Source organism: Niameybacter massiliensis, assembly GCF_001282685.1.
Lineage (GTDB): Bacteria > Bacillota > Clostridia > Lachnospirales > Cellulosilyticaceae > Holtiella > Holtiella tumoricola.
In genome coordinates this window covers 664,772-689,265 of the sequence record NZ_LN875035.1, presented here as the reverse complement: position 1 = coordinate 689,265, position 24,494 = coordinate 664,772, and the positions used below count along the sequence as shown (strand labels likewise).

The following is a 24,494-nucleotide window of genomic DNA, read 5'->3' as shown; positions in this document are numbered from 1 at the left end:
GAAGGAATTCTAGGGATTTTGTATTTTATTAGGTGTTTAATTTCAGGGATAAGTTAGATATAATAAAGGTAAATGGACTAAAACTAAATGAGATGAGAAAATAGGTGAACTATGGATAAAATAATCATTTATTGCGATGGTGGATGTCGTGGAAATGGGAAAAATAATAATGTAGGTGGATGGGGTGTATATTTAACCTATCAAGATAAAACAAAAGAACTTTATGGTGGAACCCGTGGAACAACCAATAATATTATGGAGCTTACAGCTTGTATAGAAGGTTTGCGCGCAGTTAAATGGAAAGATGTACCCATAGAAGTTATGGTAGATAGCGCCTACGTTTTAAATGGGATTACAAGTTGGATTTATAATTGGATGAAAAAAGGCTGGGTGACATCAAAGAAAGAGCCTGTAGAAAATAAAGAACTTTGGCAACAGCTGTATGCGGAAAAACAAAAATTTAAAGATATTAAATTTGTAAAAGTTAAAGGGCACAGTGATAATTTTGGAAATAATAAAGCAGATGCGCTTGCCAATCGTGCAATGGATGAACAATAGGAGGATAAAATGAAAAGAATTTTTGAGCTCACAACTAAAGATATTGAATCACTAAGTAAGAAGGAACTTAAACAGATTATTGCCACATCAGAAGGGCGTACTGTTGTCTCTGAAACGATTGTAAGCTATACCCCTTATATTAGAGAAGTATCTAACTTAGAGCTTGCGGCAAGTTTTGGAGCAGATATGATTACACTCAATACTTTTAATTTTAATGCGCCATTTATATGGGGTGTTCATCCAGAAATAGATGCCATGCAAGGAATGGGTGAATTAGCTAAGAAGTTAGAAAAGCAAATTGCAGATAATTTGGCGGATACTGATTATATTCGAAAATTAAAAAAAATGGTGGGTCGCTTAATTGGTGTAAACTTAGAACCGGTGCCAGAAGGAAGCGCTTATGAACCAGGCTATTGTTTAAGTCGTGAGAATTTAGAACGTGCTTTAGCCTATGGTTTTGATTATATAGTGCTTACAGGAAATCCGAATACAGGTGTAACGCATGAAACTATTTGTGAAGGTATTAAGCTAGCTAAAGAGGTATTGGGAGAAGAAGTTTTAATTATTGCAGGCAAAATGCATGGTGCAGGTAGTGGTAACTTATATGATGTAGCTTGTGTGAAGGATTTTGTAGAGTGGGGTGCAGATATTGTACTTTTCCCGGCTCCAGGCACAGTGCCAGGGTTTGATTTAGAACTAGCAAAGCAAATGACAAATACGATTCATGAAGCGGGTGCATTGGCAATGACAACAATAGGCACTTCACAAGAGGGATCAAGTGAAAGTGTCATTGAGCAAATGGCACTCCTTTCAAAAATGGCAGGTGCAGATATTCAACACATTGGAGATTGTGGTACCTTTGGTATGGCACTTCCAGAAAATATTAAGACACTCTCTATTGCTATACGTGGCATTCGTCATACTTATAGACGTATGGCACAATCTATTTTAAGATAAAGTAAATCACATCAAAAATTTCTTTTGCAGGAGAAAAGTTTTGATGTGGTTTTTATTTGCTTAAAAGGATTCAAAAAAGATGTTTGACAAATAGATGAAAGTTAGACATAATGGATAGAAATGAATAGACATAATATATGAATAAGGGGGCGCAAACATGGCACAAATAGGCGTGTTTTTTTGTCAACAAGACGATATTTTAACTAAAAAATACGACAGACAGCAAGGGACCATTCAAGGTGTTTTCTATAATCCACCAGAAGGACATGACCGTGTATGGCGTAATGAGTTTGAAGCCAAATTCAATGAAAAATATGATTTTTGGCCAAGAGGTCGTGTAGCTTATAATACCAATAGTAAACAATATGTTATCTATTATGATAAATGTCTTAAGGAAGATGTGTTAGATAAAGTACGCCGATGTTTTGAAATAGAGAGCAATGAAGTACGTTTTGTTATAGATGAATATTATAGCTGTAATGCATGTAGTCATAAATGGGTAGATGATGATGAAATGCTGTATGATAGTTTTTAATAATAAATTAATTACATCTTTTTAAATAGGTTTGACAGTTGGGAATAAGAGACCTAGAATAAAAAAGAAACATAAAATACGAGGTGATTAAAGATGTCAAATTGTAGTAGTTGTCCAAGTCATGGTTCATGCAACAAAAGTGAATCATCTTGTCAAATAGAATTAAATACACATGGTAATATTAAAAAGATTATTGGTGTCATGAGTGGTAAAGGTGGTGTTGGTAAATCTACAATGTCTGTATTACTTGCAAAAACACTTGCTAGCCAAGGTCATAAAGTGGGTATTATGGATGCTGATATTACAGGACCAAGTATACCAAGACTTTTACACATTAAAGAAGCTAATGTTAGAACAGAAGGTGAATTAATTTACCCAGTTGAAACAGAGGAAGGCATTCGTGTGATGTCTGTTAATCTTCTTATGGAAGATGAAAATCAACCCGTTATCTGGAGAGGTCCAGTGATTGCAGGTGCAGTTAAACAATTTTATCAAGATGTTGTATGGGGAGATTTAGATTACTTAGTAATCGATATGCCGCCAGGAACAGGTGATGTTGCTCTTACAACAATGCAATCTATTCCGATGACTGGTGTTGTCATGATTTCTACACCACAAGATATGGTTTCAATGATTGTATCTAAGGCTATTAACATGACACGTAAAATGAATGTACCTATTATTGGGGTTATTGAAAATATGAGTTATATCCTTTGCCCAGATTGTAGCAAGAAAATTAGAATGTTTAATCAAGAGGGTATGGATCAATTCTTCAAGGAGATGGATGTTGAACTTTTAGGTGAACTTCCAATGACACAAACTGTTGGAAACTTATCTATGGAAAAAACAACTCAGTATGAAGAAGAAGTACAAAAAGTATTAGATTATACAACAAATAAAATTAATCAATTATAAAGTGTAAGCTTTTTGCGGGAAGAACACTAGGAGGTCACATCATGTCTTGTCCAACAAGAGGAGAAGTAGAGTCGTTATACGATAAAATTAGCGGCTTTGAATTTAAGGAAATTTTAATCAACATTGCTAAAAGTTCAAAAGAAAAACAACCTATTTTAGATGCAGGAAGAGGGAATCCAAACTGGACTGCTACTCTTCCAAGACAAGCTTTCTTTGCTTTTGGCCAATTTGCAGTACTTGAAACACAACGTACATGGCAAGAAGAAAACTTAGCAGGGATGCCAAGCCGAGATGGTATTGGCGCCCGACTTACTCGCTTTTTAAGTGCATACCCAGATCGTAAAGTTGCAGGTTTTATCCGTGAGTTTGTAGATTATGGTGTTAAAACATTAGGATTTAAGGAAGAGGCTTGGATTCATGAGTTAGCCCATGGGATTATTGGAGATCAATATCCGTTTCCAGATCGTTCTTTAGTACATATTGAAAAGCTTGTAAAAGCCTATTTACTTAAAGAACTCTGTCCTAATAGAGAAATTGAAGGTAAGTTTGATATGTTTAGTGTGGAAGGTGGCGCAGCAGGAATGTGTTATTTATTTGATTCTCTGATGCATAATCATCTTTTACATAAAGGGGATAAAATTGCACTTATGACCCCGATTTTTACACCATACTTAGAAATACCAGAACTTCCAGATTACGAGTTTGAAACCATCTATATTCGTGCAACTGAAGTTGAAGAAGATGGTCATACAAGTATGCAATATACAAAAGAAGCACTTGATCAGCTTAAAGATAATGAGGTAAAAGCAGTCTTTGTTGTTAATCCAAACAATCCACTTTCTATTGCATTAAGTGGAACAAGTAAGCAATACCTTATTGATCTTGTCAAAAATGACCGTCCAGATCTAATGATTGTGACAGATGATGTGTATAGTACTTTTGTACCTCAATTTTGTTCTTTACTAGCAGATTTACCTTATAATACACTTTGCATTTACTCATTCTCAAAATACTTTGGTGTAACAGGTTGGAGACTTGGGACAGTACTCTTACATGAGCGTAACGTTTTTGATGATCAAATTAAAAAATTACAACCATGGGAACATGAAGAGTTAGAAAAACGTTATACATCACTTGGTACACATGCCTGTGATGTAAAGTTTATTGATCGTATGGTAGCAGACAGTCGTCTTGTTGCCCTTAATCATACAGCAGGACTTTCTACACCGCAACAAGTACAGATGGCTTTCTTTAGCGGTTTTGCGCTTCTAGATGAAGGTGACCATTATAAGAAGCTTACAAGACGTATTTGTAAAAAACGTAAACGCACTCTTTATGAAGGGATGCAACGTGTAATAAAAAAAGATCCTTATGATGCATACTACTACACAGAAGTTAATCTCAAGGAGTGGTTAGTAGAGGAATGGGGACAAGAAGTAGCAGATGCTGTTATTGCACGCTATAAATGTGTAGATTTCCTTTATGAATTAGCACATCAACATAATGTGATTTTGCTTGCAGCTGATGGTTTTGCATCCTCTAAGTGGGGCGTGCGTGTATCTTTAGCTAACTTAGAGGAAGGTGCCTATTTAAGAATTGGACGTGCAATGTATAAAGTATTAAATCAATGGGTAAAAGAAGTTAAATAGAATATAAAAAAGAGCTATTACACAGTGAAATGTAATAGCTCTTTTTGTATTGAGAGTATGAATTAGGTAGAACTGTTATGTTTATACATAGACGAAATAATTAGCTTGGATTAAAATAAATTTAATGGAGGTGTACAGATGACGCATTTAATTTATTATAAAAAACCTTATGAGATGACTTTTAAGGCAAAAGTTATAAAATGTATAGAAAGTGAAGCAGGCTATTGTGTATTGCTTGATCAAACAGCATTTTTCCCTGGAGGAGGTGGGCAACCAGCAGACCAAGGTATTTTGAATGGATTGCCAGTAGTTAAGCTTCTAGAAGAAGAGGAACATATTTATCATATTGTAGGGGAACCACTAGAAGTAGGACAAGAGGTAGAAGGCATTGTGGACGCAAAGAGACGACGTGACTTTATGCAGCAACATAGTGGAGAACATATTGTCTCTGGTCTTATTCATAAACTCTATGGCTATAACAATGTAGGCTTTAGTCTTGGAGAAGAAAAGATGACAGCAGACTTTGATGGTGTACTCACCAAAGAGCAAGTAGAAGAAGTTGAGCGATTAGCCAATGAGGCAGTCTATCAAAATATTCCTATACAAGGGAAAGGTTATACACAACAAGAAATTGAAACGATTCCATATCGCTCTAAAAAGAGATTAGAAGGAATCATTCGCTTAGTAGATATTGAAGGATATGACTGTTGTGCGTGCTGCGGTGTACATGTTGAAACAACAGGTGAAATTGGTATAATCAAAATAATAACAGCCGATAAGCATAGAAGTGGAACCAGATTGACTTTGCTATGCGGTGCACGTGCGCTAAAAGATTATCAACTAAAAAATAATCAAGTTTATGCTCTAATTGATAAATTGTCTGTTAAGAGCGAAGAAGTTGTAGAGGGTGTTTGGCGTCTTGCTGAAGAAAAAGAGGACTTAAAGCAACAAGTTGCTAAACTTAAGCGTCAAGTGTTTGAAACTAAAATGGCCCAAGCAGACCTTCAGGAACCTTTATGTACCCTTGAAGAAGCAACACCTTTTGAATTACGCCTTTTTGCAAGTATATGGATGGAGCGTTCTACAGCGCCATGTTTATTACTTACCTGTGATGAGAAAGGTTATAAATATGCATTGGGTGGACCGAGTGAACTTGTAGGCGGTTGGGCGAAAACGCTTAATAGTCAGTTTAAAGGTAAAGGTGGAGGGAGAGAAATTTGCCAAGGAACACTTGAAGGAAGTTATGAAGCAATTAAAGAAGCGTATTTAAAAGTTATTTCTTAATAAATCTTAAGTTGCATGGAGAAATAGACGGCTGTATAATAAACATGAAATGAGATAAAGGGGGAATAATATGGAGTATCGTGTTTTTGGAGAGGATTTACCAGCGGTATCAGTAAAACTTAATTCAGGCGAAAGTATTTATACACAATCTGGTGGCATGGCTTGGATGGATGATGGCATTGTCATGGATACTAATGTAAAAGGTGGTCTTATGAAAGGGATTGGCCGTATGTTTTCAGGTGAATCCTTATTTATGGCGACTTATACTTCTAGAAAGCCTGATGCGGAAATCGTATTTGCTTCAACTTTTCCAGGTAAAATTTTAGCTTTAGAAGTAGATGGTTCAAAAGAATACATTTGCCAAAAAAGTGCTTTCCTATGTGGAACAACGGGTGTGGAATTAGGTGTGGAATTTACAAAACGTTTCTCAGCAGGTATGTTTGGTGGAGAGGGATTTATTCTCCAACGTATTAGTGGACATGGAATGGTGTTTTTAGAAGTTGCAGGGAGTGTTGTAAGACGTGACTTAGCACCGGGTGAAGTTGTAAAAGTTGATACAGGAAATGTAGTTGGTTTTGAACGTGGTGTACGTTATGAAATTGAGACAGTTAAAGGGTTTAAGAATATCTTCTTTGGTGGAGAAGGGCTCTTTTTAACAAAACTAACAGGCCCTGGGACAATATGGCTTCAAACGATTACAATGCAAAACTTTGCGAGTCGTATTATACCATTCATACCAACATCAGGAAATTAAATAATAAATAGAAGTGTTCTTGCATTTTAAAATGTAAGAGCGCTTTTTTTGTATGTTTAGATAGGCAATCGGGCAACATAAAAGAAAAAAACGAGGAATGAGATGATGAGACGCCCAAATTTTTTTATCTTAATTATATGCATTATTGGGCTAAGTTGTAATGTCTTATATGGTGAGGAACTAAAAGGCTTTGATACAAACTTAGTAATCGGACACTTAGTAGAGAGTGGACAAACTTTAAAGTTTAAAGAGGAAACATTTAGCTTATATGAGGTCAATGAAACAACCCTTCTACCTATAGAAACACTCCTTACAATAGGAGTTAAGTTTGACCAAATAGGAGACACATTAGTGTTTTCTAGATTAGGTAAGGAAGAAACTTTAGCAGAAATTGTACCTTATAGTGGAACTGAGGTTGATGTCAGACTTGGTGAGCAGCCTATTTTAATAGGGTACATACCAACGTATCATATAAAAGTAGAGAAGACTATGATGATTCCTGTAGAGACACTTGGGGTACTTTATGATTTAACGGCAACATCGGATAGCTATAGGTTAGAAGAGCTAGTATACAGTGAAGCAAACTATTTGCAAATTTTAAATGGGTCCATTGTTAACAGCTCAGCGTATCCTATTTATTTTGATTATATTGATATGTATTGGGATGGTGAAAACTTTATTGATCTTTATATGAAAAATCAAGTTTTACCCCCTAGATGTGAGAAAAAGATAGAGATACAGCCCACTATAGAAGGTAAGGCGGTCATCTATCTTAATACCTATATAGAAACCATACAAGATTTCCAGATGCCTTCTCCAGAAAGCTATGGGCAAAGGCCTATTCCTCTTTATAATGGTTATATGAAGGTAAAGCGTATTAAAGCTTTAGAAAAAATTTTTCCTAAATTTAAAGTGACAGCTAAAATGAACTATAAAGTAGGTCAGTTTGAAAATGGTGAAGAAGTAGAACTTTGGAGAAGTGAGAAAGGTCAGTATCACGTTATATTAGATGAAAAGGGGAAAAAAGTAACAGTCCCTTTAGGAAGCATTACAATTATAGGAGATAATGGACAGTGGCTTAGAGAAGCAACACAAAAGGAGTTAGAAGACTATGTGAATCTTAAAGATTATGAAAGTCAAACAGAGTATTTACTTTGGACAGACCTTTTAAGACAACGTACCTATGCCTTTAAGGGAGAAAAAAATCAGTGGGAACTTGTTAAAGTGATGAAATGTTCAACAGGTAAAGATAAAAGTTTAACGCCATCAGGACATTTTGAGATAGAATATAAAGTACCTTACTTTGGTATGGAAAAGGGCTATCGTTGTAAAAATGCTTCTGTTATATTTAGAGATTATATGTATCACTCTATTTTATTTGATAAAACAGGAGAGTATGTTAAATCAGGACTTTATCAGTTAGGAAGTCGTGTATCTCATGGCTGTATTCGCTTATCTGAAGAAGATAGTGGTTGGATCTATAAAAATATTCCTGAAAAAACAAAAGTATATATTGAATAAAGGTAGATGACCTTGCTACAATAGAAGGGACTATCATTAGAATTGAAGGAATAAACAATGGACAGATTAATTCAAACAGAAGAAAAAGCGAATAGGAAGCAAATACACATTTTGCTCATTTTAAATTTATTTATTATGGCTGCATTTAATATGGCTCATCCTGTAACGCCAAAGTTAATTAATGAAAATGGTTTTCCAAGCTATATGTTTGGTGTTTTCTTTGCCTTAATGGCAGTTGCAAACTATGTCATGTCTCCTGTATGGGGCTCTTTATCCGATCAAAAAGGGAGAAAGAAATTTCTTATTTTAGGTGTCATAGGATATGGACTCAGTCAATGGGGATTTGGACTTAGTCATCAAATTTTACCGATTATGATTTTTAGATTGGTAGGAGGTACATTTTCTATTTGTTATATAACAACAGCATTAGCCTATTTAACAGACTTAACGAGCCCTAAAGAACGTATGCGTTATTTATCGTATTACACAGCCACACTCTCACTAGGGGCTTCAATAGGATCGCTATTAGGCGGATTTATTGGACAAAATAATTACCAATATACATTTTTAGCACAAGGGAGCTTTTGTTTTGTATTAGCACTTGTACTCATTCCATTTATTTATCAAAAGGCAACTAAAAGTGAAAAGCATGAAAAGATAGTGATCTACTTAGAACACTTAAAGCCACGTAGAACGACATTAGATTATCATTCGGCTATAGGTATATTGATTGTAGTTATGGCACTTATTAATATGACCACCACATCTTATAACTCAACCATTAATTATTATATTGAATCAGTACTAAATATGCCAAGTACAGTAAATGGACTTGTACTGGCTATAGCAGGCGTTATTGGACTTATTATGAATGTCTTTATAGGTCCATGGCTTAGTACGAAAGTGGTGGAGAAAACACTTATTCGTTATACAACATGCTTAACAGGTATATTTTTAATTATAGCAAGTCTTGTAAGCTCTATGGTAGTAGCACTTCTTTGCCTCGTAGGATTTGTAGCTGTGAGTGCACTTGTTATGCCTATTCAACAAAGTATGGTTTCTAAGTTAGCAGATAAAGACTATGGAACAGTAATGGGTGTTCAAGGTTCAGCTAAAGCCTTAGGGATGGTCATAGGTTCACTTGTCTCAGGATTTATTTTTGGAATTGGGCCTAAACTACCTTTTGTTTTTGCAGGTATAGCCTCTATTTTAGCATTTGTCATTCTTGGTAGGTTTAAAGAAGGAAATAAATAAATTTTCACATTAAAAAGTCCTATAGAACACAGGAGAAATACCTGCTTCTATAGGACTTTTATTTAAGTGATGGATAAGGTTTATTTTCCTTGAATCCCTTTTTCTAAAGATTTAATGAGTTTTTCATCTGGTGTGACATAAACTGTATTAAAGTTTGTGTAGATAACCATACCAGGTTTCGCATTTGGAACCTTTTTAACATTTTTACGGTAGGTATAATCAATGGCTACATTGCTAGAGAATTTAGCTTTACTAAAGTAAGCAGCAAGCATAGCAGCTTCAATCAGCGTCACATCATTTGGTGCTTCACCAGGATTTAATTTAATAATAACGTGTGAACCAGGACCATCTTTAATGTGCAACCACATATCTGTTATTTTAGCAAATTTCATAGTCAATTCATCATTTTGATAGTTGTTTTTACCTACATAGATAGTATGGCCTTCACTAGATTCAAAGTGCATATAAGGAATGACATTTTTAGGCACTTTTGTTTTGGCTACCTTACGTTTTTTGAGGTAACCCATTTCAATCAGTTCTAAGCGCAATCCATCAATATCTGCTTGTGTCTGAAGGAAATCTAATGAGACAAGCACAGAATTTAAATAGTCCAGTTCTTCATTAATATGTTCTAATTGCTCATGAGCTGCAACTAGTGTACGCTTAGCTTTATTATAGTGTTTAAAGTATTTTTGGGCGTTTTCAATAGCTGTTAACTGTGGATCTAATGGAATCTCAATCATCTCATAGTTTTCGCTATAGTAGTTTGCAGTTTCAAAAGACTTAGCACCTGCAGGGACTTGGAACGAATAAGCTGTAAGGAGCTCGCCGTAAATTTTATAAATCTCTGCATCTTCACTACTTTCAATGGCTTTTTCTTGAATAGCTTTTTTACGTACATTACGCTCAATAAAGTTTAAAAGTAACTTTTTAATATCTGCTGTTTTTTGTGAGACAACAGAGCGTGTGGATTGATCATAGTAGAAATGTTCTAGAAGTCCTGATAAGCTCGGGTAAGTTTCACTTTTAGGGAAAGACTCGCTAAGTGGGAAACTATAAAAATCTACGCTATGGTCTGTTTCATCTAAGAAAAGGGTTGGCACAAATTCATGTTTTTTAACACCGTCCATAAAGTTTTTCATAACTTTATAGAGTTTTAGGCTTTCTTCAGATGATAAGAGATTACAAAGGGTTTCATCTTTCACACCAGCCGCATGGCAAAGTGCATGACTAACCATTGGACTTAATCCTTGATACGTTGTATAAAGTGCTTTAAAGAGGGGCACTTCTAAACTGTTAAGATGGTCTATAAAGCTTTCTTTTGTTAAAGCACTTGGATCAAGTTTGGTTTGATTATTAGGGTAAAAATAAGGTTTTCCAGGTAAAAGTTCACGCATACTACTTTGTAAGGCTGAAATATGTTTGATACTATCAATGATTGTACCATCAGCTTTAGTTAAAATAATATTACTGTGTCTTCCCATCATTTCGATAATGAGACGTTTATTTTCGCGGTCACCTAATTCATTTGTAGCTTCAATGTCTAGCTGAACGATACGTTCAAAACCAGGTTGAGAGACATTCATAATTCGACCACTAGAAAGATGTTTGCGAAGAAGCATACAAAACATAGGTGGTGTATTAGAAGTGTTCTTAACACGTGTTGTAAGGTGAATACGAGGGTAGTTACTTCCAGCAGTTAAAAAAAGTTTTAAAGCTTCTTTTTGGTTACGTACAGAGAGTAAGAGCTCGTCCTTTTCAGGTTGATAAATTTTATCGATACGCCCACCAATAAGGGCTTCTTGAAGTTCAGAGACGATGTGAGATACAACAATGCCGTCTAATGCCATAATAGGACCTCCTTTAATTAATACCCGAAGTATAGCATAATTTTTTTGAAAATAGAAGTAAGGTATGCTATAATATGTAGCGATTAATAAGTAAAGGGGTAACCTCATGATAAAAAGTATGACAGGATACGGTAGATGTGAAAAAGAAGCATATAACCGAAAAGTCAATGTTGAAATCAGTACAGTGAATCATAGATACTGTGAGATTTCTATACGTATGCCAAAAGGCCTTACATCACTTGAAGACCCAATACGTAAAAAAGTAAAATCACTTATTGCAAGAGGGAAAGTAGAACTCAACCTCTTTATGACAAGTGTATCAGAAGACGATATTGAAGTCGTTGTAAATGAAGCAGCTTGTGTAGCATATGTAGAAGCACTTAGACAAGTTGGAACAAAACTTGGGCTCATAGATAATATAGGTCTTTCTGAACTTATGAATTTAAGTGATGCCATATCTATTCATAAGAAAGCATCAGATATAGAAGAAATATGGCCAATGATAGAAGAAGCTTTAGATGAAGCTTTAAACAGTGTCATTACAATGAGAGAAAAAGAAGGTATTGCCTTAAAAGAAGATTTACTTCAAAAAGCAACTTTCCTTTTAGAAGTAGTGGGTTCACTAGAGCAAGTGAGTGACAAAATTGTTGCCCACTATAAAGTAAAGCTTGAAGAACGCCTTCAAAAGCTACTTGAAGATATTCCAGTAGATGAAACACGTCTTGCAACGGAGCTTGCGATTTTTGCAGATCGTACAGCTATTGATGAAGAACTTACAAGATTAAGAAGTCATATTAATCAGCTTCAGGCTATTTTAGAAGAAGAAGGTAGTGTTGGACGTAAGTTAGACTTCTTAATGCAAGAAATGAATCGTGAAGCCAATACTATTGCTTCTAAAGCCAATGAATATCAAGTGACATCTTATGCTGTACAACTAAAGACAGAGATTGAAAAAATGAGAGAACAAATTCAAAATATAGAATAAGCAAAAGAATAATATTTTGATTTTAAGGAGATAATGATGCAAAGTGAAGGACTTAAGATCATCCTTTCTGGCCCATCGGGTTCAGGTAAAGGTACGATCGTAAAAGAATTAATCAAAGAAGATTTTATCTTATCTATTTCAGCTACAACAAGACAACCACGTATAGGGGAACAAGATGAAGTGCATTATTTCTTCAAATCTGTAGAAGAATTTGAAGAAATGATTGAAAAAGGCGAGCTTTTAGAGTATGCTAATTTCTGCAACAATTATTATGGAACACCAAAAAGTTTCATTGATAAAAGTGTTGAAGAAGGTAAAGATGTTATTCTAGAGATTGAAGTTCAAGGAGCAATGCAAGTTAAAAGTGTATACCCTGATGCTATTTTTGTATTCATTATGCCACCAACTTTTGAAGAGTTGAAAAGCAGACTTATTGGACGTGGAACAGAAACTGATGATGTGATTGAAAAACGTTTAGCACGTGCAGTAGATGAACTTAAAATGTATAAAGAATACGATTATATTGTTATTAATGACCGCTTAGAAGATGCAGTGGAACACATTAGAAATATTGTGAGAGCTGAGAAACTAAAAAGTTATAGATATAAAACTTATATTGAAGAAATGCTCACAAAATAAAAGGAGGATTAATCCATGTTACAACCATCATACACTCAACTTATGGAAAAATTAAATGAGGACGCAAACGAGAAAGTCGTTACAAGCCGTTACTCAATCATTATTGCTGCAGCGAGACGTGCAAGACAAATCATTGATATCGTTAATGAAGAATCAAACAGCAAAAATGCAGAGAAAGATACACCAATTGATCCAATTCGTATCAAAGAAGCAGCTGAATTAAATGAAAAGCTTAAACATAAAAAATCTACATCAATTGCAGTAGACGAACTTTACGCAGGGAAAATTAAAATTAAAGAATTAGGAGAATAAACAAGTGCTTGCACTTGTTTATTCTTTATGTAAGGTAGGCGTTAAGTATGAGTAAGTATGTACAAGTGATTATGAACTTTGCTAAAACAGAAGAAATCGATCGTTTGTTTACTTACAGTATTCCTATTCATTTAGCACAAAAAGTATCTATTGGGCAACGAGTGAAGGTTCCTTTTGGACAAGGGAATCGTACACAAGTTGCTTTTGTTATACATTTACTAGACAACCTAACAGAAGAAAACTATAGGATTAAGCCCATTTTAGAGCTTTTTGATGAGGAACCCCTTTTAAGTTTAGAACAGGTGAATCTGGCCCGATTTTTAGTGAATTATTATGGGTGTACTTTTGCAATGGCATTAGAACTTATTTTACCACCAGGTATGGCAAAGACACCTTATAGGCCTTTGCCGGAAACAGAAACTTATATTTGTCGTGGGTTAAGTCTAAATGACTTAGAGAAGTATATTGCAAAGGAAAGTACAAAGAAAAGCTTTGATAAACAGCGTGCGATCTTAACGCTATTTATGATGGAAGAAGCTATTTCGCTTGAGGAGCTTAAAAAGAGTCAAGAGGTTAGTCCATCTAGTTTAAATACGCTGATTAAAAAGGAAATCTTAAGAAAAGAAGAAAGACTTAAGGTTTTTATTCCAAATCCTATTGCATACGATGCTTTTAAAGTGCTTAATGAAGAGCAACAAATGGCCAAAGATAAAATTTATCAGGCTATTGAAAGTCCTTATTACAAAGGTGTACTTCTTGAAGGGGTTACAGGTAGTGGTAAAACAGAAGTTTTTTTAACTGCTATTTGTAAAGTACTCGAAGAAGGTGGTAGTGCTATTGTACTGATACCAGAAATTGCACTCACTAGGCAGACTTTAATGCGCTTTCGGGAGCGTTTTGGAAATGTAGTGGCCCTTACCCATAGTCGTATGGGGAGTGGAGAAAGGCAAAGACTTTATCAAGAGGCAAAAGAAGGTAAAATACGTGTTATGATTGGTCCACGTAGTGCAGTTTTTATGCCAATGGTTGACTTAAAGCTGATTGTAATTGATGAGGAACATGAAGCAACTTATAAATCAGAGACTACACCTAAATATCATGCGACAGATGTAGCGAGAAGAAGAATGATAGGATGTGGGGGGACACTGATTTTAGCTTCGGCAACCCCAAGTCTTGAAAGTTACTATCAAATGCAAGAGGGTGAACTTGAATTGGTTCCACTTACAAAACGTATTGGTGGGGCCACACTGCCCTATGTTCAGATTGTGGATATGAGACGAGAACTTCAAAATGGCAATATGCAGATTATCAGTGGTGCATTACATGAAGCTATAGAAAGAACGCTTATTGCTGGGAATCAAGTTATGTTACTGATCAATAGAAGAGGACATTCTACATTTATTAACTGCCGTAACTGTGGTTATGTTGTAAAATGTAAACACTGTGATATTGCCATGACCTATCATAGACAATCAGGTTATTTAGAGTGCCATTATTGTGGACATAAAGAAATGATTCCAACGATCTGTCCAAGCTGTGGAAGCAGTCATATTAGATTTTTTGGCAGTGGAACAGAAAAGGTGGAAGAGTACTTGCAAAATTATTTTGGGGCCTACGGGATCGGACGTATGGACTTTGATACGACTTCTGGTAAAGAAGGGCATAGTAAAGTGCTTGAAGCTTTTCAAAAGCATGATTTTAATGTCTTAGTAGGGACGCAGATGATTGCAAAAGGACATGACTTTCCAGATGTAACCTTAGTTGGAATTATTGCAGCAGATCAAGCGCTTTATCTTCAAGATTTTAGGAGTGAAGAAAGAACGTATCAGCTTATTACACAGACACTAGGAAGAGCTGGACGAGGAGATAAAAAGGGTGAAGTTATTATCCAAACTTACAGTCCAGAGAATATGGTGTTAGAGAAAATTAAATATAATCAGCAACAAGCATTTTATGAAGATCAACTTAAAGTAAGAAAATTACTTGGTTATCCACCTTATACCCATTTATTTAGTTTAGTTGTTTCTGGTAAAAATGAGACAGAAGTCATTCAAAAAGTGCATACGTTAAAGTATTATTATGAATACTACAATAAAAAAGGACTTTTTCGTATTGTTGGACCAGCAGCAGCAACCATTAGTAAAATTGCGGATGAATATAGATGGCAATTGATTATGATGGGTGTAGAGCGAGAAAAAGTGCTGATTTATGGAAAATATTGTTTAAATAAGTTTATTAATCGAGAAAATACTGGTACAATAAAAATAAATTGGGATATAGACCCAAGAAGTATGTTTTAAATGAAGGAGGCAATTATGGCGACACGTACAATACGTATAGAAAGTGACCCATTACTTAGAAAAGTATCTAAAGAGGTTACAAAATTTGATGAATCTTTATGGGCGTTATTAGATGATATGACAGAAACTATGTATCATGCAGATGGGGTAGGTCTTGCGGCTCCACAAATTGGGTTATTAAAACGTATTTTTGTAGTAGATATTGGTGAAGGTGTTATTGAATTTATAAACCCAGAAATCCTTGAAGTAGAAGGCGAACAATTTGGTGAAGAAGGTTGTTTAAGTGTACCTAAAAAATACGGTGCAGTAAGAAGACCAAATTATGCGAAGTTACGTGCTCAAGATCGTCATGGAAATTGGTTTGAAGTAGAAGGCGAAGAACTTATGGCACGTGCAATGCTACACGAAAATGATCACTTAAATGGTAAACTTTTTGTGGATTTAGTGGAAGGCGATTTAGTAGAATTTACAGAAGATAACCAGTAGGAGGTAATCATGAATATTATTTTTATGGGAACACCTGATTTTTCAGTTCCTACACTACAAATGTTGATTGATGAAGGACATAATGTGTTAGCTGTTGTTACACAACCGGATAGACCAAAAGGTCGTGGAAACAAAGTTTTAATGCCACCAGTTAAAGAGCTTGCTCTAAAATATGATTTACCTGTATTACAGCCAGAACGTGTAAAAGGTAATGAAGAATTTCTTAACCACATAAAAACTTTAAATCCAGATGTTATGGTTGTAGTAGCATATGGTCAAATCTTGCCAGAATCCGTGTTAGAAGTACCAAGTCTTGGATGTATTAATATTCATGGCTCACTCCTTCCTAAGTACAGAGGTGCTGCACCAATTCAATGGAGTATTCTAGATGAAGAAAAAGAAACTGGTGTAACCATTATGTATATGGATAAAGGAATGGATACAGGGGATATGCTTTATAAAAAGTCTATGCCAATTGATCCAAGTGATACTTATGAATCTTTACATGATAAGATGAAAATTGTAGGTGCACAAGCACTTAAAGAAGCTATGCCTATGATTGAAGCTGGTGGAAAAGAAAGAGAAAAGCAAGATGATAACCAAGCAACTTATGCCTCTATGATTCAAAAAGCATTAGGTGAGATTAATTGGGAAAAATCTAACCATGAAATTGATGCTAAAGTCAGAGGTCTTAATCCATGGCCTGTAGCCTATACTTACTATGAAGGGCAACCAATGAAAGTATGGCAAACAAGTATGACCAATGAAAATACCGATTATGCACCAGGTACAATTATTGAAGTTGATAAGGCTGGGATGCATGTGCAAACTGGAAATGGGATCTTAATTATTGAGGAGATACAAGCACCTAATAAAAAGAGAATGCCTGTATCAGAATACATTAAGGGGAATAGTATTGAAAAGGGCAGACTATTAGGGAACTAAGATAGGAGCTGATGGTATGCATGGAACTTCCAATTCTTTATATTGGATTTTATTTTTAGGGATTTCAATTGTACCTTTATGGGCAAGTATGAAGTTACAAAGCACATTTAGTAAATATTCTAGAGTGCGTTGCTTGTCAGGATATACGGGAGAAGAGGCAGCAAGAAGAATTTTGATGATTCATCATTTGGGGAATATTGGTATTAGACCCATCAGAGGTTCTATGACTGATCATTATAACCCAATGAAAAAAGAGATTGGTCTTTCAGAGACAACTTATAGCCTGAATTCAATTGCGGCCGTAAGTGTTGCAGCCCATGAAGTGGGGCATGTATTACAAGAGTCTGAGCAATATGGATTCTTGAACTTACGTCATAAGCTTATCCCAGTTACTAATTTTGCAAACAGTCTATCCTTACCAATGGTATTTTTAGGTGCCATTACTTCATTGAATGGACTGTTATGGATTGGTATTATTCTCTTTAGCTTTACAACACTTTTTAGTTTTGTGACATTACCTGTAGAATTTAATGCTTCTAAGCGTGCGCTTGTTGCACTTTCAAATAGCGGTATTTTGTCAGATGAAGAGTTAGATGGAGCAAAAGAGGTCCTTCAAGCTGCAGCCCTTACTTATGTAGCAGGTGCTGCCACTTCCTTAATGATGCTACTTAGACTATTGCTGATTTATGGTGGAAATGATAGAGATTAAAAAGGGGCTGTTTTTAATAGCCTCTTTTTTTTAGGAAAGAGGATAAAGTATGAAAGCAAAACCGATAAGAGAAGTTATTGCACAAATTTTAACGGATTTAGAAAAAGATGAAACTTATTTACAACTAGCACTAAAAAAAGAGTTAGATCAATTAGAAGGTAAAGATAAAAGTTTTGCAAATGAAGTTATTTATGGAACCATTAAATGGAGACTTCGTTTAGATTATATTATTAATCAATTTTCAAAGACACCTGTTAAGAAGATGAAGCCTTTAGTGCGTAGTATTATGCGCATGAGTGTTTATCAATTACTTTTTTTAGATAAGGTACCAGCTTCAGCAGTTATCAATGAAGCAGTAAAAATTATGCATAAGCGTAAAATGAGTAATTTAGCTGGATTTATAAATGGAACACTTAGAAATATTGAAAGACAAAAGGATACCATTACTTATCCAAGTTTAAGTGTGTACTATTCTATACCAGAATGGATTATTGATAGATGGGTAGAAGCTTATGGTGAAGAAAAAACAAAGCTTATTTGTGAAAGTTTATCACAACGTGCTAAGATTTGTATTCGTACAAATACCTTAAAAATTACAAAAGAAGCATTAAAAGTAGAACTTGAAAAAGAAGGTATAGAAATTCTAGAAGAAGGTTTTGTACCTGAAAGCTTTTATATCAAGACAGGACTAGGTATTCATCATAGCCCATCTTATAAAGCAGGACTATGGACTGTACAAGATGAAAGTGCTATGTTAGTGGGGCATGTATTAGCACCACAAAAAGGTGAACGTATATTAGATATGTGTAGTGCACCAGGAGGTAAAACAACACATCTAGCAGCCCTTATGGAAAATGAGGGAGAAGTAGTTGGGTGTGATGTCCATGAACATAAGATTGAACTTATTGAGAAAAATGCTACAAGACTTGGCACTACGATTATAAAAGGAACATTACAAGATGGACTTGTAGAGTGTAAAGAGTGGATTGGGCAGTTTGATAAAGTTTTACTTGATGCACCTTGTTCTGGATTAGGTATTATGAAGCGTAAGCCAGATATACGGTATACAAAAGATGATACAGCCATTAAAGAAATTAATGAGATTCAAAAAGGATTAATGGATCAAGCTGTAAAATATCTTAAAGAAGATGGCATACTTGTTTATAGTACATGTACATTAACCCGAGAAGAAAATCAAGATATGGTCATTTATGCCAAAGAATTAGGTTTAAAAACAGATTCTATACCTTTTAACTTACCAGAGTGTTTAAAATCTGAGGTACATGACAATGCTTATATTGAGATTTTACCTTATTTAGAAGAAACAGATGGCTTTTTTATCGCTAGGTTTAGAAAGTAAAGGAGTAGAAACATGAATGATATTATTAGCATGAATTTGACAGAGCTTGAATTATTAATGCAAGAAATGAAACAAGGTAAGTTTAGAGCAAAGCAACTTTTTGATTGGCTTCATAACAAAATGGTGTGGAATTATGACGAAATGAGTAACTTACCAGCAACTTTAAGAAACGAATTAAAAGAAAAATTTCCTTTAACTTCTATAAAAATCTTAGAAAAATATGAATCTCAAATAGATGGTACAATAAAGTACTTGTTTGAATTGTCTGATTCCCATATAATAGAAAGTGTTTTAATGCGTTATAAACATGGTAATTCTATTTGTATTTCTTCACAAGTAGGATGTCGTATGGGATGTAAATTTTGCGCATCCACACTTGAAGGCCTTGTTAGAAATTTAAAAGTATCTGAAATGCTTGGTCAAATTTATCAGGCTCAGCTTGATACAGGAGAACGTATTTCTAACATCGTTATCATGGGAAGCGGAGAACCGTTAGAATATATGGACATTACGACAAAGTTTGTGGAACTTATTAATCATGAATTAGGTCAAAATATAGGACAGCGTCATATTACTGTTTCAACATGTGGTCTTGTACCTAAAATTTATGAACTAGCAGATAGAGGGTTCCAAATTACACTTGCTATTTCTTTACATGCTACGACAGACGAAAAACGACGTGAAGTTATGCCTATTGCAAAGAAATACAGCATTGCAGAAATTTTAGAAGCATGTAAGTATTATATTGATCAAACTGGACGTCGTATCACCTTTGAATACTCATTAATTCAAGGGGAAAATGATAGTGTAGAAGATGCGATGCGCCTTGCTAAACTACTCAAGGGAATGTTAGCACATGTGAATTTAATTCCTGTTAATCCAATAGAAGAACGTGGCTATAAAGCAGCAACAAATCATAGTATTGAAGATTTTGCTGACGTATTAAAATCTAATCACATAGAGACAACTGTACGCCGTACACTTGGACAAGATATCGATGCAGCATGCGGACAGTTAAGGCGAAGGTATCTACAAAAAAGAGGTGAATAGCATGATTGCTGTTGGAAAAGTAAATATTGGCATGAGACGAAGTAAAAATGAAGATAGTGTATTTGTGTCTAACGAATCCGTTGGACCACTGCCTAATCTTTATATCGTTGCCGATGGTATGGGGGGGCATAAAGCAGGGGCAATAGCAAGTAAGTTAGCTATTGATGCTTTTTGCGATTATATAGAAGGACATAAGAGTAATAGTTTAGGATCAGAAGAAAATCTTATTTTACTCTTAAAGAGAGGTATTTTGCATGCCAATTATGTAATCTATAATAAAGGACTTGAAAATCCTGATTATACAGGTATGGGTACAACAATTACATTATGTACAGTTATAGATGGTAATGCCTATATTGCCCATGTAGGAGATACGAGACTTTATTGTATGAATTCCAATCAAATTAAGCAAGTAACGGTTGACCATTCACTTGTTCAAGAAATGCTAGAGCAGGGCATGATTACACAAAATGATGCACAAGAACACCCTCAAAGGCATGTGATCACACGTGCCGTTGGTACATATGAACAAGTAAAAGTCGATACGCTTAAGCAATCTTTAAATGGTGTAGAATATATGTTACTTTGTTCAGATGGCTTAACATCTATGATGAGTGAAGAGACAATACACAAATTAATTTATGCATCCTATTCAGATATAGAAGGCACAATCGATCATTTGATTGAAAAAGCTAATGAGGCTGGAGGGGTAGATAACATTGCGGTTATCATTGTAAAAAAAGGTGAGGTGAATACAACATGTTAGAGCCTGGAACATTACTGGGTGAACGCTATGAAATTATAGAAAAAATTGGTGCAGGCGGTATGTCTATCGTTTACAGAGCTAAATGTAATAGACTACAACGTTTTGTAGCCATTAAAGTATTACGCGAAGAATTTGTAAAAGATGAAGATTTTGTCAAAAAGTTTAAATCGGAGGCTTTTGCTGCAGCAAGCTTATCTCATCCTAATATTGTAGGTATTTATGATGTAGGACAGGAAGAGGATTTACATTATATTGTAATGGAGTATGTTGAAGGTGAAACATTAAAAGAGTATATCGAGAAAAATGGCCCACTAGCCTCTGAGGTCGTATTAGATTTTGGAAACCAAATTGTATCGGCTATACGTCATGCTCATAGTAAGCATATTATACACAGAGATATTAAACCACAAAACATATTAATTACACATGAATGTGTCCTAAAAGTTGCAGATTTTGGTATTGCAAGAGCAGTTGATTCTTCAACGATTGTTTCTACAGGGAATGCGATTGGTTCTGTTCATTACTTTTCTCCAGAGCAAGCAAAAGGGAGATATGTTAATGAAACAAGTGATTTGTATTCATGTGGTATTGTTATGTTTGAGATGGCAACTAAACAGTTACCTTTTGAAGCAGATTCACATGTATCTATTGCACTTAAACATATTAATGAAGAAATACCACAACCTAGTTTATTCAATAAGGAAATATGGCCGGGGCTGGAGTCTATTATATTAAGAGCAACAAAAAAACAGCAAGAAGAACGCTATCAAAATGCAGATAGTATGTTAGAAGACATTCGTAAGGTACAGATTAATCCCCAAGCCATTATAGAGACAAAAGTAATGGATGATAGTATTGATCAAACCATTCTTTTAACAGATGTTCAAACACAATTTATTAGACAAAATGAAAAGACAACCAATAAACTTGATTCTAGTCAAGTGTCTGCTGTTAAAATGACAAGTCCACAAGACCTCTATCAAGATGATGATGAAGAGGAAGATGAGGAAGTGCCAAAAGGTTATAAAGTTCTTGCTGGTATAGGGGGTGTTCTTGCTACACTTGTTATAGTAGGTATAGTAGCGGCTATTGCATTTTTTGCTCTACCTTCATTTTCTAAACCAGATGCAGTAGTTGTACCAGGCGTTTTAGGTAAAACCATTGAAGAAGCGACTAAGATTTTTGAAAGCAAAGATTTAAAGGTTAAAAAAGTAGGAGAAGAAGCGAGTAATCTCTATGAACCAGGAACAATTATGAAACAAACACCTGGCGCGGAAGAAGTAGTTAAACCAGGAAGTACAATAGAGGTGATAGTGGCTTCTGCTGAAGAAGAGGTAAAAGAAGTTATTGTACCAGATTTGAAAGACTTACGTGCAGCAGATGCACAACGTGAGCTGGAAAAATATAAGTTAGAATTTTTCCCAGAACGTCGCTATGATGATAAAGTAGAAATGAATCAAGTTATTGAGCAATCACCAGGTGCAGGTGAGCGTGTAGAAGAAGGAACTGTTATTACAGTTGTTATTAGTAAAGGACCAAAGCAAGTGCTTGTAAAAGTACCAAACCTTGAAAATATGACAGTCAATGAAGCAAAACTTGCTTTAAATAATGTTGGACTTAGACTTGGGCAAACGAATACACAACCAAGTGATACAGTAGAAAAAGGTAAAATTATTACACAAAGTATACCAGCTTCTAGTGAGTTAGAAGAAGGTGAAATTGTGGATATCATGGTAAGTGAAGGGCCTAAGGTAGAAGAACCAGAAGAAGTGCCAGAAGAACCAAATCCACCAGCTATAGAAGATCCAAACTTGCCAACAGATGATGAGACAGGTAATAATGACCAAGGTCAAGAACCTAGTGAAAAATTAGCAACTATTACAAAAGTAATTAATGCACCAGATCAAGCAAAAGATGAATATCATGTTGTATTATTACTTGAAGATGAACTTGGAGCAAGATCTGTATTTGACCAAGTTGTGAAAAAAGAGCAATTTCCACTCCCTGTTCAAATTACTGGTAAAGGAAAAGGTGTACTGACAACTTACTTTGATGGAAGTGAAGAGTACAAGGACAACATAAATTTTAATGAGGTGACACAATAAAAATGATGCAAGGAACAATCATTAAAGGAATTGCAGGCTTTTACTACGTAAGAGTAGAGAAAGAAGTTTTCGAATGTAAAGCAAGAGGAAAGTTTAGAAAAGAAGGACTCGTACCACTTATTGGTGATGAAGTATGTATAGAGGTAGATGAAGATAATCAAGATAATCACTATGCCTATAAACAAGGGCAGATTGTTGATATTTTACCAAGACAAAATAAATTAATTCGTCCACCTGTAGCCAATGTGGATCAAGGTCTTATTGTTTTTGCAGTAACTTATCCAGAGATTCATCTAGATTTACTTGATCGTTTTTTAGTTATGGTGGAACTTGAAGGCATAAAACCGTATATTATATTAAATAAGATAGACGGTACTAAACCTGAAACTTATGAATGGATTGTAGAAGGCTATAAGAAAAGTGGCTATGATGTATTATGTGTTTCAGCTAAACAAAATATAGGACTAGATGAAATAAGGCAAGTTTTAAAAGATAAGATTTCTTTCTTCGCGGGACCGTCTGGTGTTGGTAAATCTACTTTACTTAATGCAATAGAACCTCATTTGAAACTTCAAACAGGTGATGTAAGCGAAAAAATTAAACGTGGTAAACATACAACAAGGCATGTAGAGCTGCTTCCGTTTAGTGAGGGGGGATATGTATTAGATACCCCAGGATTTACTTCTTTACAATTTGAAGAAATTCCAGAAAATGATTTGAAATTTTATTTCCCAGAATTTAAAAGATATGAAGGACAGTGCAAGTTTAGTGGCTGTAGCCATATTCATGAACCTAAATGTGCTGTCAAAGAAGCTTTAGAACGAGATGAACTTTTTAAACCACGTTATGACAACTATGTAACTTATTATAATCAACTAAAAGAAACGAGGAAATGGTAATGAACGCTTTAGCTCCTTCAATTTTATCAGCAGATTTTGCAGCTTTAGGAGAAGCTGTAAAATTAGTAGAGCATGCAGGTGCACCGTATATTCACGTAGATGTTATGGACGGTCACTTTGTACCGAATATTACAATTGGTGCGCCAGTAGCAGCTGCTTTAAGAAAACATATTAATGGCATAATGGATGTTCATTTAATGATTGAAAATCCAGATGCTTATCTAGAAGATTTCAAAGCAGCAGGTGCAGATATTTTAACTGTACATTATGAATCAACAAAACATATTCATCGTACTTTACAAGCTATTCGTAAACTTGGTATGAAAAGTGGATTAGCGCTTAATCCGGGCACACCAGTGGAAGTACTTGAATGCCTTATTGATGAAGTGGATATGGTACTTATTATGTCTGTAAATCCTGGATTTGGTGGACAAAGCTTTATCCCTTATGCTTTAGAAAAAGTTAAACAAGTTAAGGCTTTAGGAGAACGAACAGGGCGTGATTTATTAATTCAAGTAGATGGTGGTGTAGGTCTACAAAATGTACAAGAAGTTGTAAATGCAGGTGCTAATGTTATTGTAGCAGGTTCAGCAGTGTTTGGTGCTCAAGATGTATCTGCAACTGTACAAGAATTTATGAAATTAATGAATGAGTAGGATTT

The 24,494-nt window shown here is 35.0% G+C and carries 23 protein-coding genes; 22 read left to right on the top strand and 1 reads right to left on the bottom strand.

From position 1 onward, the window contains the following. Window positions 1-111: 111 nt before the first annotated feature. The 9 genes from rnhA (at window position 112) to BN2390_RS08955 (ending at window position 9,427) form a co-directional block, all read left to right on the top strand. Window positions 112-558 carry a ribonuclease HI gene (rnhA, locus tag BN2390_RS08995; protein ID WP_053984019.1) on the top strand — a complete coding sequence of 149 codons (447 nt, stop codon included), beginning with the start codon at window positions 112-114 and terminating at the stop codon, window positions 556-558. A gap of 9 nt (window positions 559-567) precedes the next feature. Next, window positions 568-1,515 (top strand): DUF7916 family protein, encoded by a 948-nt coding sequence (locus tag BN2390_RS08990; RefSeq protein ID WP_053984018.1) that lies wholly within the window; start codon window positions 568-570, stop codon window positions 1,513-1,515. Window positions 1,516-1,672: 157 nt separating this feature from the next. Beyond that, window positions 1,673-2,050, top strand: coding sequence for a hypothetical protein (locus BN2390_RS08985; protein ID WP_053984017.1), 378 nt, complete (start codon window positions 1,673-1,675; stop codon window positions 2,048-2,050). 93 nt (window positions 2,051-2,143) lie between these two features. Continuing rightward, the gene (locus BN2390_RS08980) at window positions 2,144-2,965 is read left to right on the top strand and encodes an Mrp/NBP35 family ATP-binding protein (RefSeq protein ID WP_053984016.1); all 822 of its coding nucleotides are present in this window, start codon (window positions 2,144-2,146) and stop codon (window positions 2,963-2,965) included. Window positions 2,966-3,006: 41 nt separating this feature from the next. After that, window positions 3,007-4,614: an aspartate 4-decarboxylase gene (gene aspD, locus BN2390_RS08975; protein ID WP_053984015.1), complete on the top strand. Its 1,608-nt coding sequence runs from the start codon at window positions 3,007-3,009 to the stop codon at window positions 4,612-4,614. Between the two features lie 138 nt (window positions 4,615-4,752). Further along, window positions 4,753-5,898 (top strand): alanyl-tRNA editing protein, encoded by a 1,146-nt coding sequence (locus BN2390_RS08970; protein WP_053984014.1) that lies wholly within the window; start codon window positions 4,753-4,755, stop codon window positions 5,896-5,898. A 70-nt stretch (window positions 5,899-5,968) separates the two neighbouring features. Further along, window positions 5,969-6,652 (top strand): TIGR00266 family protein, encoded by a 684-nt coding sequence (locus tag BN2390_RS08965; protein ID WP_053984013.1) that lies wholly within the window; start codon window positions 5,969-5,971, stop codon window positions 6,650-6,652. A gap of 102 nt (window positions 6,653-6,754) precedes the next feature. Next, the gene (locus BN2390_RS08960; RefSeq protein WP_053984012.1) at window positions 6,755-8,173 is read left to right on the top strand and encodes a L,D-transpeptidase; all 1,419 of its coding nucleotides are present in this window, start codon (window positions 6,755-6,757) and stop codon (window positions 8,171-8,173) included. A 57-nt stretch (window positions 8,174-8,230) separates the two neighbouring features. Further along, complete coding sequence (locus BN2390_RS08955; protein ID WP_053984011.1) at window positions 8,231-9,427, top strand: MFS transporter; 1,197 nt, start codon at window positions 8,231-8,233, stop codon at window positions 9,425-9,427. Window positions 9,428-9,507: 80 nt separating this feature from the next. Here BN2390_RS08955 and BN2390_RS08950 read toward each other — a convergent pair whose 3' ends face one another. Continuing rightward, window positions 9,508-11,277, bottom strand: a complete 1,770-nt coding sequence (locus BN2390_RS08950) for an Rqc2 family fibronectin-binding protein (protein WP_053984010.1) — start codon at window positions 11,275-11,277, stop codon at window positions 9,508-9,510. A 106-nt stretch (window positions 11,278-11,383) separates the two neighbouring features. Here BN2390_RS08950 and BN2390_RS08945 point away from each other — a divergent pair, with 106 nt between their 5' ends. Genes BN2390_RS08945 through rpe form a run of 13 tightly spaced genes read left to right on the top strand, consistent with a single transcriptional unit; the run spans window position 11,384 to window position 24,489 of the window. Then, window positions 11,384-12,262 (top strand): YicC/YloC family endoribonuclease, encoded by an 879-nt coding sequence (locus tag BN2390_RS08945; RefSeq protein WP_053984009.1) that lies wholly within the window; start codon window positions 11,384-11,386, stop codon window positions 12,260-12,262. 36 nt (window positions 12,263-12,298) lie between these two features. Then, window positions 12,299-12,901, top strand: coding sequence for a guanylate kinase (gene gmk / locus BN2390_RS08940; protein WP_053984008.1), 603 nt, complete (start codon window positions 12,299-12,301; stop codon window positions 12,899-12,901). 15 nt (window positions 12,902-12,916) lie between these two features. Further along, window positions 12,917-13,213 (top strand): DNA-directed RNA polymerase subunit omega, encoded by a 297-nt coding sequence (gene rpoZ / locus BN2390_RS08935; RefSeq protein WP_053984007.1) that lies wholly within the window; start codon window positions 12,917-12,919, stop codon window positions 13,211-13,213. A 47-nt stretch (window positions 13,214-13,260) separates the two neighbouring features. Continuing rightward, entirely contained in the window at window positions 13,261-15,513 is a 2,253-nt protein-coding gene (gene priA / locus BN2390_RS08930; RefSeq protein WP_053984006.1) for a replication restart helicase PriA, read from the top strand. A gap of 15 nt (window positions 15,514-15,528) precedes the next feature. Then, complete coding sequence (gene def / locus BN2390_RS08925) at window positions 15,529-15,999, top strand: peptide deformylase (protein ID WP_053984005.1); 471 nt, start codon at window positions 15,529-15,531, stop codon at window positions 15,997-15,999. 9 nt (window positions 16,000-16,008) lie between these two features. Next, window positions 16,009-16,944, top strand: a complete 936-nt coding sequence (gene fmt / locus BN2390_RS08920) for a methionyl-tRNA formyltransferase (protein ID WP_053984004.1) — start codon at window positions 16,009-16,011, stop codon at window positions 16,942-16,944. Between the two features lie 16 nt (window positions 16,945-16,960). After that, entirely contained in the window at window positions 16,961-17,653 is a 693-nt protein-coding gene (locus BN2390_RS08915) for a zinc metallopeptidase (protein ID WP_053984003.1), read from the top strand. A gap of 49 nt (window positions 17,654-17,702) precedes the next feature. Then, on the top strand, window positions 17,703-19,013 hold the full coding sequence (gene rsmB / locus BN2390_RS08910; RefSeq protein WP_053984002.1) for a 16S rRNA (cytosine(967)-C(5))-methyltransferase RsmB: 1,311 nt from the start codon (window positions 17,703-17,705) through the stop codon (window positions 19,011-19,013). 12 nt (window positions 19,014-19,025) lie between these two features. Next, window positions 19,026-20,063 carry a dual-specificity RNA methyltransferase RlmN gene (gene rlmN, locus BN2390_RS08905; protein WP_053984001.1) on the top strand — a complete coding sequence of 346 codons (1,038 nt, stop codon included), beginning with the start codon at window positions 19,026-19,028 and terminating at the stop codon, window positions 20,061-20,063. Window position 20,064: 1 nt separating this feature from the next. Further along, window positions 20,065-20,829 carry a Stp1/IreP family PP2C-type Ser/Thr phosphatase gene (locus tag BN2390_RS08900; protein ID WP_053984000.1) on the top strand — a complete coding sequence of 255 codons (765 nt, stop codon included), beginning with the start codon at window positions 20,065-20,067 and terminating at the stop codon, window positions 20,827-20,829. Beyond that, window positions 20,823-22,934: a Stk1 family PASTA domain-containing Ser/Thr kinase gene (gene pknB / locus BN2390_RS08895; RefSeq protein ID WP_053983999.1), complete on the top strand. Its 2,112-nt coding sequence runs from the start codon at window positions 20,823-20,825 to the stop codon at window positions 22,932-22,934. Before BN2390_RS08900 ends, pknB begins: the two co-directional genes overlap by 7 nt. A gap of 5 nt (window positions 22,935-22,939) precedes the next feature. Then, on the top strand, window positions 22,940-23,833 hold the full coding sequence (gene rsgA / locus BN2390_RS08890) for a ribosome small subunit-dependent GTPase A (RefSeq protein ID WP_053986294.1): 894 nt from the start codon (window positions 22,940-22,942) through the stop codon (window positions 23,831-23,833). Further along, window positions 23,833-24,489, top strand: a complete 657-nt coding sequence (rpe, locus tag BN2390_RS08885) for a ribulose-phosphate 3-epimerase (protein WP_053983998.1) — start codon at window positions 23,833-23,835, stop codon at window positions 24,487-24,489. The genes rsgA and rpe overlap by 1 nt, the downstream gene beginning before the upstream one ends. The last annotated feature ends 5 nt before the right edge of the window (window positions 24,490-24,494 follow it).

Coding starts and splice junctions, on each gene's coding strand:
- rnhA (WP_053984019.1), top strand. CDS start 112: ATGGATAAAATAATCATTTATTGCGATGGTGGATGTCGTGGAAATGGG.
- BN2390_RS08990 (WP_053984018.1), top strand. CDS start 568: ATGAAAAGAATTTTTGAGCTCACAACTAAAGATATTGAATCACTAAGT.
- BN2390_RS08985 (WP_053984017.1), top strand. CDS start 1,673: ATGGCACAAATAGGCGTGTTTTTTTGTCAACAAGACGATATTTTAACT.
- BN2390_RS08980 (WP_053984016.1), top strand. CDS start 2,144: ATGTCAAATTGTAGTAGTTGTCCAAGTCATGGTTCATGCAACAAAAGT.
- aspD (WP_053984015.1), top strand. CDS start 3,007: ATGTCTTGTCCAACAAGAGGAGAAGTAGAGTCGTTATACGATAAAATT.
- BN2390_RS08970 (WP_053984014.1), top strand. CDS start 4,753: ATGACGCATTTAATTTATTATAAAAAACCTTATGAGATGACTTTTAAG.
- BN2390_RS08965 (WP_053984013.1), top strand. CDS start 5,969: ATGGAGTATCGTGTTTTTGGAGAGGATTTACCAGCGGTATCAGTAAAA.
- BN2390_RS08960 (WP_053984012.1), top strand. CDS start 6,755: ATGATGAGACGCCCAAATTTTTTTATCTTAATTATATGCATTATTGGG.
- BN2390_RS08955 (WP_053984011.1), top strand. CDS start 8,231: ATGGACAGATTAATTCAAACAGAAGAAAAAGCGAATAGGAAGCAAATA.
- BN2390_RS08950 (WP_053984010.1), bottom strand. CDS start 11,277: ATGGCATTAGACGGCATTGTTGTATCTCACATCGTCTCTGAACTTCAA.
- BN2390_RS08945 (WP_053984009.1), top strand. CDS start 11,384: ATGATAAAAAGTATGACAGGATACGGTAGATGTGAAAAAGAAGCATAT.
- gmk (WP_053984008.1), top strand. CDS start 12,299: ATGCAAAGTGAAGGACTTAAGATCATCCTTTCTGGCCCATCGGGTTCA.
- rpoZ (WP_053984007.1), top strand. CDS start 12,917: ATGTTACAACCATCATACACTCAACTTATGGAAAAATTAAATGAGGAC.
- priA (WP_053984006.1), top strand. CDS start 13,261: ATGAGTAAGTATGTACAAGTGATTATGAACTTTGCTAAAACAGAAGAA.
- def (WP_053984005.1), top strand. CDS start 15,529: ATGGCGACACGTACAATACGTATAGAAAGTGACCCATTACTTAGAAAA.
- fmt (WP_053984004.1), top strand. CDS start 16,009: ATGAATATTATTTTTATGGGAACACCTGATTTTTCAGTTCCTACACTA.
- BN2390_RS08915 (WP_053984003.1), top strand. CDS start 16,961: ATGCATGGAACTTCCAATTCTTTATATTGGATTTTATTTTTAGGGATT.
- rsmB (WP_053984002.1), top strand. CDS start 17,703: ATGAAAGCAAAACCGATAAGAGAAGTTATTGCACAAATTTTAACGGAT.
- rlmN (WP_053984001.1), top strand. CDS start 19,026: ATGAATGATATTATTAGCATGAATTTGACAGAGCTTGAATTATTAATG.
- BN2390_RS08900 (WP_053984000.1), top strand. CDS start 20,065: ATGATTGCTGTTGGAAAAGTAAATATTGGCATGAGACGAAGTAAAAAT.
- pknB (WP_053983999.1), top strand. CDS start 20,823: ATGTTAGAGCCTGGAACATTACTGGGTGAACGCTATGAAATTATAGAA.
- rsgA (WP_053986294.1), top strand. CDS start 22,940: ATGCAAGGAACAATCATTAAAGGAATTGCAGGCTTTTACTACGTAAGA.
- rpe (WP_053983998.1), top strand. CDS start 23,833: ATGAACGCTTTAGCTCCTTCAATTTTATCAGCAGATTTTGCAGCTTTA.